This window comes from Pseudomonadota bacterium, assembly GCA_039815145.1.
GTDB lineage: Bacteria > Pseudomonadota > Gammaproteobacteria > Steroidobacterales > JBCBZW01 > JBCBZW01.
Map to the genome: position 1 here is coordinate 1 of JBCBZW010000137.1, position 12,759 is coordinate 12,759.

At 67.0% G+C, this 12,759-nt stretch carries 9 protein-coding genes; 4 read left to right on the top strand and 5 right to left on the bottom strand.

Features of this window, described 5'->3' with window-relative positions; genetic code table 11:
• The 3 genes from AAF184_21505 to AAF184_21515 all read right to left on the bottom strand — a co-directional run.
• Positions 1–1,313 (bottom strand): M14 family zinc carboxypeptidase (locus AAF184_21505; GenBank protein MEO0424926.1); only part of this gene is annotated, 1,313 nt, incomplete at its 3' end.
• A gap of 121 nt (positions 1,314–1,434) precedes the next feature.
• Positions 1,435–1,863, bottom strand: a complete 429-nt coding sequence (locus AAF184_21510; protein ID MEO0424927.1) for a CBS domain-containing protein — start codon at positions 1,861–1,863, stop codon at positions 1,435–1,437.
• 124 nt (positions 1,864–1,987) lie between these two features.
• Positions 1,988–3,403, bottom strand: coding sequence for a sugar porter family MFS transporter (locus AAF184_21515; GenBank protein ID MEO0424928.1), 1,416 nt, complete (start codon positions 3,401–3,403; stop codon positions 1,988–1,990).
• Between the two features lie 191 nt (positions 3,404–3,594).
• Here AAF184_21515 and AAF184_21520 point away from each other — a divergent pair, with 191 nt between their 5' ends.
• Together AAF184_21520 and AAF184_21525 are read left to right on the top strand one after the other, a co-directional pair.
• A complete protein-coding gene (locus AAF184_21520) occupies positions 3,595–5,124 on the top strand; it encodes an MFS transporter (protein ID MEO0424929.1) in 1,530 nt (509 codons plus the stop codon).
• Positions 5,121–6,203, top strand: coding sequence for a LacI family DNA-binding transcriptional regulator (locus AAF184_21525; protein ID MEO0424930.1), 1,083 nt, complete (start codon positions 5,121–5,123; stop codon positions 6,201–6,203). Before AAF184_21520 ends, AAF184_21525 begins: the two co-directional genes overlap by 4 nt.
• On the opposite strand, the gene AAF184_21530 is transcribed toward AAF184_21525, so the two are convergent.
• Together AAF184_21530 and AAF184_21535 are read right to left on the bottom strand one after the other, a co-directional pair.
• The gene (locus tag AAF184_21530; protein ID MEO0424931.1) at positions 6,200–7,861 is read right to left on the bottom strand and encodes an alpha-glucosidase; all 1,662 of its coding nucleotides are present in this window, start codon (positions 7,859–7,861) and stop codon (positions 6,200–6,202) included. The two genes, AAF184_21525 and AAF184_21530, sit on opposite strands and share 4 nt — an antisense overlap.
• Positions 7,858–9,669, bottom strand: coding sequence for an alpha-amylase family glycosyl hydrolase (locus AAF184_21535; GenBank protein ID MEO0424932.1), 1,812 nt, complete (start codon positions 9,667–9,669; stop codon positions 7,858–7,860). Before AAF184_21535 ends, AAF184_21530 begins: the two co-directional genes overlap by 4 nt.
• Before the next feature lie 416 nt (positions 9,670–10,085).
• On the opposite strand from AAF184_21535, the gene AAF184_21540 reads away from it, so the two are divergent.
• Both AAF184_21540 and AAF184_21545 read left to right on the top strand, forming a co-directional pair.
• Entirely contained in the window at positions 10,086–12,200 is a 2,115-nt protein-coding gene (locus tag AAF184_21540; GenBank protein MEO0424933.1) for a glycoside hydrolase family 97 protein, read from the top strand.
• A gap of 96 nt (positions 12,201–12,296) precedes the next feature.
• Positions 12,297–12,759: disulfide bond formation protein B (locus tag AAF184_21545; GenBank protein ID MEO0424934.1), on the top strand; the 463-nt coding region annotated here is incomplete at its 3' end.

Genomic DNA, 12,759 nt, shown 5'->3' on the forward strand with positions numbered 1-12,759 from the left:
ACCAGGGGGAAGCGGATCTGCTCCGACGGCACCAGGAAAGCGTGTTCCGGCGCCTGCGCCTGGCGAAACACCTGCACGTCGTGGCCCGCCAGCAAGCGCGCGAGGGACTGGGAGCGCTCGGGATCGCGTGGCGTGGAGAACACCCAACCGCCGCCGGCGGCCTTGCCGGCGGCCAGGGCGTCGCGCCGGGCCGTGCGTTGGTGCGCAGCCAGGGCCTCGCGCTGCGCCTGCGCGCCGGCGAGCAGCGACAGCGACGTGGCGAATTGGTTGCGGATCGCCTGGTTCAGGGTGACCTTGCCGTTCGCCGAGCGCTGCGCCAAGCCGCGGGGGCTCGCCTGCTCGAAGAGGATGCCGATGCTCCCCTGCAGGTCCGGGTAGGTCGAGCCCTTGCCGTAGTAGAAGTCGTCGAAGGACTCCTCGGTGAAGTACGGTTGCGCGAAGGCATCCAGCGCCTTGGCGTGGAACTTGGCGATCTCTGCGGTTAGCTCGAAGGCACGGGCCGGCGTGCGCGGGTTGTTGCGAGAGGGGATGCCCGGCTGAAAGAAGTACGTGGCCGACGTTCCCATCTCGTGGTAATCGCCCACCACGTGGGGCAACCAGCGCTGGTACCACTCGATGCGCGAGCGCGACTCGGGGTGCTGCAGCAGGAGCCAGTCGCGGTTGAGGTCGAACCAGTAGTGGTTAGTCCGCCCGTTAGGCCACGCTTCGCGGTGCTCGCGGTGGTTGGGGTCCGTGGCCTCCACCTGACTTCGATGCGCGTTGACCCAGCTCGTGAAGCGTTGCATCCCGTCCGGGTTGATGGACGGCTCGATGATCACCACGGTGTTGGTCAGATCCACCTCCAACGCGTCGAGGGGTGCCGCCGCCAGGTGGTAAACCGTGTAGGTGGAGGCGTGGGCGCCGCTGGTCTCATTGCCGTGCACGGAGTAGCCGAGCCACGTCACCAGGGGCCCTGGCGCATCGCCGTTTCCATCGGCGTAGGCCACGTGGGCGATGCGCAGGGCTTCGAGGCGGGCCAGATTCTCCGGCGTGGAGATGATCGCCAGCACCTGCCGACGCATCTCGTGGGTGCGGCCGATATCGACTAGTTGCACGCGATCGCTAGCCGCGGCGACCGCCTCGAAGTAGCGCAGGAGTTCGTCGTGGCTGATGTGCCGTTCGCCGACCTCAAAGCCGAACACGGCCTTGCCGGTGGGTACGGCCGGATCGTAGGTCACCGAATCCGGCAGCGGATTCGCGTGTACCGGGGAGGCCGTGCACGCGAGCACGAACAGCGCCGAACACAAGCTCGGCAGGGAAAATCGAGTAGTCACCGCGGGCTCCTCAAGCTTCGGGGCCCGTGCGCTGGCCCCAGGACCCGCAGAGCCTAACGCGATCTGCGCAGAGGGCGTCGGCCGAGGCGACCGATCAATGGGTCGCGGCAGGTGCAGGCCTTTAGGCGAAGGCCTCGAGGGCCTTGGCTCGAGACTTCAGCAACTTCATCACGTCCCGCCAGCTGACGATCCCCTCCGGCTCGCGATCGCCGTTTACCACCGGCAGGCAGGAGATGCGATTGTTGAGGAACTTGTCCACCACGGTGCGCAGGGGCGCGTTCGCGCTCACCGTGATCAGCTTGCGGGTCATGATCTGGTGCACTCGCGGCTCGAGGGTGGCTGCGTCGGCGGCGGTGGCCGCCTCCATGCCCAAGGTCGGGCTGATCGCCTTGAAATAGTCCCGATCGGAAAGGACGCCTACCAGCTTGCGCTCTTCCACCACCAGCAGGTGGCGAAACCGCACGTTGGCGAAGATCTCGCGCACCACCTCCAGGCGATCGTAGGGGTCTACGCTCACCACCCGGGCGGTCATCATATCGGCTACCTGCATCGCACCCGCTCCAGCACACTGGGCCAAGATTGCTGCCAGTGTAGGAGCACGCTCAGCGGCGCTGGATGCGCCGCGTCGCAGTTTCTTCGCAGGTGCGCGCCCAGGGGCGCCGACTGGGTCACGCCTACCCGGTCATGGCCTCCAGTTCTCGCCCGCGGGTCTCTCGCACCAGCAGCACGACGAACACGGCGGAAACCGCCGCGGACAGGCAGTAGAAGCCGTAGGCACCGACCAGGCCGATCGTCGTCAGCATCACGGGAAAGGTCATGCTGATCGCGAAGTTGGTGCCCCACTGCACGAAGCCGCTCACGGCCAGGGCCGAACCGCGAATCTGATTCGGGAACATCTCCCCGAGCATCACCCACATCACCGGGCCCCAACTCATGTTGAAGATGAACACGTAGGCATTGGCCGAGAGCAGCGCCAACAGTCCCATCTGGTCACTCAACACGAGTTCGTCGTTGGCATCCAAGGTGGCCGACGCAAAGGCGATCGCGACGCCAGCGAGGGTGATGGCCATACCGATAGATCCGCCTAAGAGCAGCGGCTTGCGCCCGATGCGATCGATCACGGCGATCGTCAGCAAACAGGCGACGATACTCACCGAGCCGGAGATGATGTTGCTGAGCAGAGCCTCGCTCTCAGAAAAACCGACAGCCTGCCAAAGGACGGCACCGTAGTAGAACACCACATTGATGCCGACCAGCTGTTGGAATGCCGCCAACCCGATGCCCGCCCACACGAGCTTGCGCACGCGACGAGTGGCTGGATCGATAAGGTCCGCGATCCTGGGGGCATGGTGATCTTGGGCGAGCGACTCGGCGATCTCCTCGACCTTCTTGCTCGCCTCCCGGGATCCGAACAATTTCGATAACACACGGCGAGCCTGGTCACGGTCGCCTCTCAGCACAAGATATCGTGGGCTCTCAGGGATTAGCAGCAGGGCTAGCAGGAAGACGGTGGCAGGCAATATTTCGGCCCAGAACATCCACTGCCAAGCGCGGAAACCCAACCACAGCTCAGCGGTGGAGGCGCCGGCGAAACGCGCGAGGGCGTAGTTACTCAAAAACGCCGCGGTGAGCCCGATGATGATCATGATCTGTTGAAGGCTGATCAGGCCACCCCGAATACGCGCCGGCGCCACCTCGGAGATGTAGGCCGGCGCGAGCACACTCGCCGCGCCGACGGCCAGCCCGCCGAAGATGCGGTAAAGGATGAACACGAGGGAAGAACCGGCTGCCCCCGATCCCCACGCACTCACGATGAAGCACACGGCGGTCATCAGCAGGATGGAACGCCGGCCGAAGCGATCGGCCAAACGACCCGCTGCGAAGGCACCGACCGCGCAGCCGAGCAGCATGGACGAGACGTTAAAACCGGTGCCGATGTCTTTCGACGCGAAGGCCTCGCGCAGGCCATCGACCGTGCCGTTGATCACGCCACTGTCGAAGCCGAAGAGAAATCCGCCGATGGTGGCCACCAGACAGATCAGGGCGATGTACCCGGGCTGGGCCTCGCGGCTCGCGTCGCCGGCGGGCATCGATGATTCAGTGGCGGCCACAGCGTTCTCCCAAGGGGCTCAGGTCAGGCCGCCTATGTCGCATGATTTACATCTCAATGCAAATTTTGATCGAGGGAATCGCACTGCAGAACAAGGAAAACTCGACATCACTGACCCAGTAAGCGAACATTCATTGAAAATTCTTGCAAGACTCTGGCGAGCACTGACGCATGCGCAAACCCACCCTCGGCTTCTGGCAGATCTGGAACATCTCCTTCGGCTTCTTCGGGATCCAGATCGGGTTCGCGCTGCAGAACGCCAACGTCAGCAGGATCTTCCAAACCCTGGGCGCCTCGATCGAGACCTTACCGATCCTGTGGCTCGCCGGCCCCCTCACGGGCCTGCTGGTGCAGCCCATTATCGGCCATTTCAGCGACCGCACCTGGACACGCCTCGGCCGCCGCCGCCCCTACTTCCTGGCCGGCGCCATCCTCACCACACTCGCCCTGCTCATCATGCCGCTCTCGCCCTACCTGTGGGTGGCGGCGGCCACCCTGTGGATCCTCGACGCCTCGCTCAACGTCGCCACGGAGCCCTTCCGCGCCTTCGTCGGCGACATGCTACCGAGCGAGCAGCGCACGCGTGGGTTCGCGATGCAGGCCTGGTTCATTGGCGTCGGCGCCACGCTGGCCTCGGCCGCGCCCTGGCTGCTGACCAATCTGCTCGGCGTGAGTAGTGAGGCGCCGGAGGGCGTGGTGCCCGCCTCGGTGCGCCTGTCCTTTTTCATCGGCGCAGCCTTCCTCTTCGCGTCCATCATGTGGACCGTGGTGAGCACCCGAGAGTACTCGCCGCAGGAGCTGGCCAAGTTCCGCGAACCGCCAAGTCAGTTTCAATCCGACGAGGACGTGTTCGACCAACCGCACCCGTGGACGTGGTTCGTCAAAGCGGGGATCGCCTTCGCCGTCGCCGGCACAGCCATCACCGCGCTGGTCGCAAGCTTCGAAGCCGATCGCCAGCTGCTGCTGATAGGGATCGCCGTCGCCGCCACGGGCGCTGGCTTTCTCATCAACGCCCAGCTTCGCCGCGCGGGCCGCGACGACAACTTCTTCAGCCATATCCTGAACGACCTGACCACCATGCCTCGGGTAATGCGCCAGCTCGCCCTGGTGCAGACCTTCACCTGGGGCGCCCTGATCACCATGTGGGTGTACACGACGCCCGCGATCACGGCACACCACTTCGGCGCCGCCGATGCGACGGCGCCCGGCTACAACGAAGGGGCAGATCTCGTCGGCCTGCTCTTCGCCACCTACAACGCCGTGGCCGCGCTCTACTCCCTGGTGCTACCGACGATCGCCAACCGCATCGGCCAGCGCGCAGCCCACGCGATCAGCCTCTGTGCGGGCGGCGCCGGCCTCATCTCCTACCTGCTGATCAGCGATCCGGCGTGGCTGTTCCTCTCCATGGTCGGCATCGGCATCGCCTGGTCCTCGATTCTCACGATGCCCTACGCCATCCTCTCCGACGCCCTGCCGGCGCGTAAGATGGGCGTGTACATGGGCATCTTCAATTTCTTCATCGTGCTGCCACAGATCGCCGTGGCCGGCCTGATGGGACCGATCCTGCGCGACTTCCTCGATGGGCGTGCCGTGCTTGCGATCGTGGTGGGCGGTGTCTCCCTGCTCCTCGCGGCCATCGCCACCATGTTCGTGCGAGCAACTTCCAAGACGACTAATGAGATCAACGTACAGACAGCATGAGCGGCAAAGCCACCGATAAGAATGTGACCGCCAACGACGGCGGCAGTAGCAGCAGCGCCTCCACGCCCTCGGGCACCGTGACTCGCCTGGAAGACCTGGCGCAGCTCGCTGGCGTCTCCATCGCGACCGTATCGCGGGCGCTGAACGACAGCCCCGCGGTCAACGAGAACACCAAGCGACGCATCTGGACCCTGGCGCGCAACCACAACTACCACTTCCGCCCGCACATGCCGGCGGTGCCGAGCGGCGCCGTGGCCACGATCGCAGTGGTCATCCCGCCGCCCCAGGGGCGAGAGGTGGGCCTCTACGATCCGTTCTACCTGGAGCTGATCGGCGGTATAGGCGACGCCGCGCGCGAGTCGGGCTGCGACCTATTGCTCTCGCAAGCCTCGCCCCGCAACTACGACGAGCTCGCCGCGCTAATGGCGAGCAATCGTGCGGACGGCATCATCTTCCTCGGCCAGAGCTCGATGCACGAGCACCTGAACCGCCTCGCCACCCACGAGCACCGCTTCGTGGTGTGGGGCGCGGAGCTGCCGGGCCAACGCTACGGCTCTGTCGGCAGCGACAACCTGCGCGGCGGCCGGCGCGCGGCGGCGCACCTGCTGCGCCTCGGCCGTAAGCGCCTCGCATTCTGCGGGGATGTGGAAGCACCGGAGATCTCCCAGCGCTACCGCGGCTATCGCGAGGCCCTGGAGGAGGCTGACCTGCCCTTCGATCAGGCATTGGTGTCTCCCACGCACTTCGAGATCGAGTCCGCCGAGAGCGCCGTCGATCGCATGCTGGCGCGGGAGGTCGACTTCGATGCCATCGTCGCGGCCAGCGATCAGATCGCCGTCGGTGCCGCACGGGCCATCCAGCGCGCCGGCCTGCGGGTTCCCGACGACGTCTCCGTGGTGGGCTACGACGATCTCTACCTCGCGCGCTTCGCGAGCCCCGCCCTGACCACCGTGCGCCAGGACACGCGCAAGGCCGGTCGGCTGCTGGTCTCGAAGCTACGCGACGCCCCGGACGCCGTCACCGTGCGCTCGGAGCGACTGCCGACGGACCTCATCGTGCGCGAGAGCTGCGGCGCCTAATCGACTTGCTTAGCGAAGATGCCGCTCACGGGCGGCAGAAACGCCGGTAGGGCAGCGCCCTCTTCGACGCGCTGACCCGCGCCCTCCTTGGCCGAGACGGCCACCTCCACCGACCAGCCCGCCGGCGCAATCGGCAACTCGTAGGCAGTCGTCGGATCGAGATTGAACAGGCACAGCACGCGCTCCCCCTCACACTCGCGGATGAACGCGAGCAGGGCGCCGTCCGCCACCGTATCGATGAAGTGCGTGCTGCCCCGACGCAGGGCGGCAGAGTCGCCCCTCACACGCAGGAGGCGGCGGGTGAAATTGAGGGTGCTGTCCGCGCCGGGCCGATCCTGACGGTCGATGGCCAGGGCGACGTGACGCGGATCGATGGGCAGCCATGGCGCACCATCCGTAAAACCCGCGTGGGCCGCTTCGGCCTGCCAGGGCATCGGCGTGCGGGCGCTGTCGCGCCCCAGGGTGGCCGGCCAGTTGGCGATGGCCTCCGGGTCCTGCAGGTACTCGAAGGGCACGTTCGCTGTCGGCAGGCCAAGCTCTTCGCCCTGGTACAGGAAGACGTTACCGCGCTGGGCGCACAGCAGGAGCAGCATGAGTTCGGCGTAGCGCACGGTGTCGACGGCAGGATCGAGGGGACACCAGCGACTGATCGCCCGCGGCGCGTCGTGGTTGGAGAAGGCCCAGGACGGCCAGCCTTCGCCCGCCTCACCGGGCCAAGCAGCGGCGGTGTCGCGCACCAGGGCCGGCGAGATCGCCTCGGCGTAGAGAAAATCGAATCCGTAGGCGGAGTGCAGGCGCCGCCCATGGGCGGTGAAGGCCTTCATCTCGCCCAGAGGCTCTGGCCCGCCCACTTCGGCCACGCTGAAGGCGCCGTTGTAGTCGTCGAGCACGCCCCGGATACGCTCCAGAAACTTCACGATGTCCGGATGCGACTGGTTGCGCAGGTGCTGCTGGAAATCGTGGGGGCGACGGGCGAGCGCGCGGCGCGCCGCATCCACCGGCGGATTGTCGCGCAGCTGCGGGTCGTGCATGGAGAAGTTCAGGGCATCGAGGCGGAAGCCGTCGACACCGCGCTCCAACCAGAAGCGCGCCACGTCCAGCACCGCATCCTGCACCCGCGGGTTGTGCAGGTTGAGGTCGGGTTGGCTCGCGAGGAAGTTGTGCAGGTAGTACTGCCCCCGGCGACTGTCCCAGGTCCAGGCGCTGCCGCCGAACACGGACTGCCAGTTGCTCGGCGGCGTGCCGTCCTCCTTGGGATCGGCCCAGACGTACCAATCGGCCCGCGGGTTGTCGCGGTTGCTGCGGCTCTGGGTGAACCACGCGTGCACGTCCGAGGTGTGTGAGTACACCTGATCGATGATGACCTTCAGCCCGCAGGCGTGGGCCTTGGCCACCAGCTCGTCGAAGTCCTCGAGGGTGCCGAACACCGGGTCGACGCCGCGGTAGTCGGCCACGTCGTAACCGAAATCGCGCATCGGGGAGGTGAAGAACGGCGATAGCCAAATGCCGTCGACACCGAGCGATGCGATGTAGTCGATGCCGTCGATGCAGCCGCGCAGATCGCCCACGCCATCGCCGTTGGCGTCGCGAAAGCTACGCGGGTAGACCTGGTAGATGACGGCGCCGCGCCACCACGGCTCGCGCTGCGCTTCACTCATCGCGACGCGCCCGTGGCCGCCGCGGACGCACAAATCGTATACGCGAAGGGCGCGAGGCGAAGGGACAGGCTCGCCGTGGCGTCCACCGCGTGCGGGCACACCCCGTGCACCGACCGCCACTCGCGCGACTCGGGGCCCACTACCACCCGCACCTCCCGCGACTCATCGCGCGTGTTCACCGCCACCAGGTATTCCTCCCCGGCATGGCGACGGGAGAGGGCCACCACACCGCCGTCGAGTTCGGTGAGGCGCAGCACCTGCTGCCCCCGGCGCAGGGCCCCGTGGGCGTGGTACAGGCGCGCCATGTGGGCGAGTTCGCGGTAGAGGGGGTGCTGGGGATCGAAGTTGTCATCGGCCGTCGTGCGCTCGGTGCCGAGCAGGTCGTTGTCGTTGTAGATGTCCACCCGGCTCGGGAACATGTCCTCGCGGGCGTCCTGGTCGTTGCCGTCGCTCACGAAGCCCTGCTCGTCGCCATAGTAGATCACCGGCACGCCACGGGCGAAGAACATGAGCGCATTCGCCGCTACCAGGCGCCCGACGAGTTCGCCCTCACCCGCCTCGGGAAGGCCCTGGCGCAGGAAGCCGGCGAAGCGCCCCATGTCGTGATTGCCGAGGAAGGTCGGTAGCTGGGCGGCGGTCTGCGCCCCGTCGCGGTACAGGGCGTCGGCGGCGAACAGGCGCGTGAGGCGATGGGTTGCCTGGCCGTCCACCAGCACGTCCTGCACGGCGCGCTGGAAGGCGAAGTCCAGCACCGTGGGAAAGCCCCCGCTGCGGGTGAAGCGCGCCAGGGTTGCCGGGTCCGGGTCGTACACCTCGCCGAAGATATAGAAGTCATCGATGCCGAGGGTGGCGGCGTGGGCGCGCATGGCGGGGTTGAAGGCCTGCCAGAAGGCGTCGTCCACGTGGCGCGCGGTGTCGATGCGGAACCCGTCCAGGCGCAGATCGCTGATCCACCGCTGGTAGACCTCGATGAAGCCGCGCACCACACGCGGATGTTCGGTCATCAGATCGTCCAGGCCGGCGAAATCGCCGTAGCGGGAGTTTTCGCCCTTGAAGGTGGTCTCGCCGCGGTTGTGGTAGTAGCGCAGGTCGTTCAACCACGCGGGGCGCTTCACTCCGCGCTGGTCCGCCGGCACGTAGGGCGTGTAGGCGTAGTCCGGGCGGGTGAGGCGCGCCCAGTGCTCGTCGCTCGCCCACTCGGGGCCATCGGCCATGAAGCCCTCGTTGATGGGCGCACCGTGGGCGTCGCCGCGGGTGGTGTAGGGGTAGTCGGCCAGGGCGCGATAGGCGCAGTGCCCCGTCGCGATCCGGTCGGCGCCGCGGTAGTCGGGATCGTGGCACTCGCGGTAGGCGATCACGTCTGCCGTGTGGTTGGTGATGATGTCGGCGTAGACCTTCATCTCGCGCGCGTGGGCAGCGTCCACCAGCTCGCGCAGGGCCTCACGCGAGCCGAAGTGAGGATCGACGTCGGTGAAGTCCGTGATCCAGTAGCCGTGGTAGCCGGCGGACTCCTGCCCCGGCGCCCCCTGCACGGGCCGGTTGCGATAGACGGGGGCGAGCCAGATGGCGGTGACGCCGAGGCCGGCCAGGTAGTCGAGGCGTCGGGTGACTCCGGCCAGATCCCCGCCGTGGTAGAAGCCCTTGTGCGCGGGATCGTAGCCGTGGCGCAGGGCGTCGCCGCTGAGCCCGCCCTGGTTGTTGCGCGCGTCCGCGTCATCGAAGCGGTCGGGGAGGAGGAAGTAGATCACCTCGTCTTGCGGCAGGCGCTCGGCGAGAGGGCTCGCCCCATGCCCCCCCCTCGTGCCCATCGCCCATCGCCACGGCCGACGCGACCGTGAGCACCACACCGAGCAGGGGCAGCGCACGGCGCCCACGAGTTGCCCCACCAGCGCCGACCTGAGATGCCGTCAAGCTCGCCGCCCCTAGTCTTTTCATCAATTTGCAACCTTCGGCGAATCTCTGAGGAAGCTGGCCCCGCTAGACGGCACCAGCAACGAAATACCTTCTAAAACAGCATTATCACCGATTCTGCTGCGTCATATCTTGCTGCACCGCAAGCAGAGCGCCAGAACGTAGTGAGCGTCGATACCGTCAAGTTTGCAATCCATCTGTAAACACTGCAATGATTTTCGGGAGCGCCAAGACCGGGTAATGACCGCCAGCTACGGGAAAGACCTGGCTGCGCCGCCCGCCCACCTTCGATCCTCGCCAAGGGAGCTTCCCGATGCTGCCTCGCTTCGCCCTCGCCCGGTTGTCCCTGCTACTACTGCTGCTGCCAGGCTCGCCCGCACTCCGAGCGCAGGCGGACTCGGCAACACCGTCTGCCCCGGCGGACCACGCTGTGGTCACCTCGCCCGACGGCCAGATCGTCGTGACGCTCGAGGCCACCGACGGCAAACCCGCCTACACGGTGCACTACCGGGGTGGCGAGCTGCTGGCGCGCTCTCGTCTCGGTCTGCGCTTCGCCGAGGCCCCCGGCCTGGACGAGGGCTTTGCCCTCGGCGAGATCACCCGACACGCCGAGCAGGGCGAGTGGGAGCAACCCTGGGGCGAGCGTCGCCTGGTGCCCTACGCGTTCGCCGAAATCACAGCACGCTTCGTGAGCGAGGCCGACGCGCAGCGACACTTCGCCGTGCGCGTGCGCGCCTACGACGACGGCATCGGCCTACGCTATCTCGTCGGACCCGAGGCGGTGGGGCCTTCCGCACAGATCGTCGATGAGCTCACGGAGTTCCGCGTACCCGGCGATGCCACCGCCTGGTGGATCGAGGCTGGCCTGCCCAACCGCCAGGAATACCTCTACCGCACCACCCCCGTGAGCGAAGTGTCCCGCGCCCACACCCCCATCACCATGCGCACCGTCGATGGGGTTCACCTCTCCATCCACGAGGCGGCGCTGATCGACTACGCGGGGATGTACCTGAAGCAGGTGCGCGAGGGTCAGTTCGAAGCCGAGCTCTTCCCCTGGCACGACGGCATCAAGGTGCGCGCGAACACGCCCTTCGTGAGCCCCTGGCGCACGATTCAGATCGCGCCGGACGCGCCCAGCCTCATCGACTCCAGCCTGATCCTCAACCTCAACGAACCTAACAAGCTCGGTGATGTCAGCGACTGGGTGAAGCCCGGCAAGTACATCGGCATCTGGTGGGCGATGCACATCCGTGACCGCACCTGGGGTCGCGACGGCATCCACGGCGCCACCACCCAAGAGGCGATGCGCTACATCGACTTCGCCGCCGAACACGGCTTCGACGGCGTGCTCATCGAGGGCTGGAACCTCGGCTGGGACGGCGATTGGTACCACAACGGCGATGTCTTCAGCTTCACCGAGCCCTACCCGGACTTCGACATCGAAGCGGTCACCCGCTACGGCCACGAGCGCGGCGTGAGGCTGATCGGCCACCACGAGACCTCGGGCAACGTGAGCAACTACGAAGCGCAGCTCGAGGCCGCCTTCGAGCTCTACGAGAAGCTGGGCGTGGCCCAGGTGAAGACCGGCTACGTGGCCGATGCGGGCGACATCAAACGCATCGATGCGCGAGGCGTGCCCCGCTACGAGTGGCACAACGGCCAGTTCATGTCCCGCCACCACATCCGCGTGTTGGAGAGTGCGGCACGGCACCGCATCGCCATCAACTCCCACGAGCCGATCCGCGACACGGGTCTGCGCCGCACCTATCCGAATTGGTTGGCCCGCGAGGGCGCGCGAGGGCAGGAGTACAACGCCTGGGGCCTGCCGCCCAACCCGCCGGAACACACGGCGATCCTGCCCTGGACGCGCATGCTGTCCGGCCCCATGGACTTCACCCCTGGCATCTTCGAGCTGCGCCCGAACGATCTCCCGCCGGTCGACCCGTCGATGCCGCGTCCGGATCCGCGCAGCCGCATCGAAACCACCCTGGCGAAACAACTCGCCCTCTACGTCGTGCTGTACAGCCCGATCCAGATGGCCGCCGATCTGCCGCAGCACTACGAGGCTCGGCCGGACGCCTTCCAGTTCATCAAGGACGTGCCCACGGACTGGGAGCAGAGCATCACCCTCGCAGGCGCCGTGGGGGACTACATCGCCACCGCCCGCCGCGAGCGCGGCGGCAAGGACTGGTTCATCGGTGCGCTCACCGACGAGCATGCCCGCACCCTCAGCCTGAGCCTGGACTTCCTCGAGGACGGCGCCCGCTACACCGCGCAGATCTACCGCGACGGCACGGACGCGCACTGGGAGCACAACCCGACGGCCCTCGCCGTGGAATCCCGCGAGATCCGCCAGGGTGAGATCCTTCGCTTGCCCCTCGCCGCCGGCGGCGGGGCCGCCGTTCGCCTGCGCTACCAGGGACCTTGAGTCGGGCGCCGCCCCCAACAGCCCTTTCCTCCATCGCACCGCCTTGAGTACAGTGCCTGCGGTTCTCATCGAGGCATAAGACAGATGGCAGGGTGGATGAACGCCGTCGGGCACCTGGCGCAGCGTTGGCAGAGCTGGGCAGCCGTGATCGCGATCTGCGTGGCGCTGGAGGCGGGTGCGGTCTACTACCAGGAAGCGTTGATGTACTTCCCGTGTGAGCTGTGCGTGTACACGCGGGTGTGGATCGCCGCCATCGGCTTGCTCGCGGTGGTTGGCCTTTTCGTGCGCTCACTGCGCTGGCCCGTGCGCGCCGTGCTGGTGGGTGAGATCGCCCTCAGCCTGGGCCTCGCCGGGGTGGTGTGGAAGCTGCTGGCGCTCGACTACGGCTTCGCCGATGCGGGCGCCTGCAACCTCTACGCCCAGTTCCCGCAGTGGGCGCCCCTGGATGAGTGGCTGCCGATGCTGTTCCGCGTGCAAGCCACGTGTGGGGAGACGCCCGAGGTGCTCTTCGGCCTGTCCATGGGCGACGGCCTGGCCGCGATCACGCTCGGTTGGCTGG

What these genes read in the sequence shown, in the direction of transcription:
- AAF184_21525 (MEO0424930.1), top strand. Translation starts at nt 5,121, where the DNA reads ATGAGCGGCAAAGCCACCGATAAGAATGTGACCGCCAACGACGGCGGC.
- AAF184_21510 (MEO0424927.1), bottom strand. Translation starts at nt 1,863, where the DNA reads ATGCAGGTAGCCGATATGATGACCGCCCGGGTGGTGAGCGTAGACCCC.
- AAF184_21535 (MEO0424932.1), bottom strand. Translation starts at nt 9,669, where the DNA reads ATGGGCACGAGGGGGGGGCATGGGGCGAGCCCTCTCGCCGAGCGCCTG.
- AAF184_21540 (MEO0424933.1), top strand. Translation starts at nt 10,086, where the DNA reads ATGCTGCCTCGCTTCGCCCTCGCCCGGTTGTCCCTGCTACTACTGCTG.
- AAF184_21515 (MEO0424928.1), bottom strand. Translation starts at nt 3,403, where the DNA reads ATGCCCGCCGGCGACGCGAGCCGCGAGGCCCAGCCCGGGTACATCGCC.
- AAF184_21520 (MEO0424929.1), top strand. Translation starts at nt 3,595, where the DNA reads ATGCGCAAACCCACCCTCGGCTTCTGGCAGATCTGGAACATCTCCTTC.
- AAF184_21530 (MEO0424931.1), bottom strand. Translation starts at nt 7,861, where the DNA reads ATGAGTGAAGCGCAGCGCGAGCCGTGGTGGCGCGGCGCCGTCATCTAC.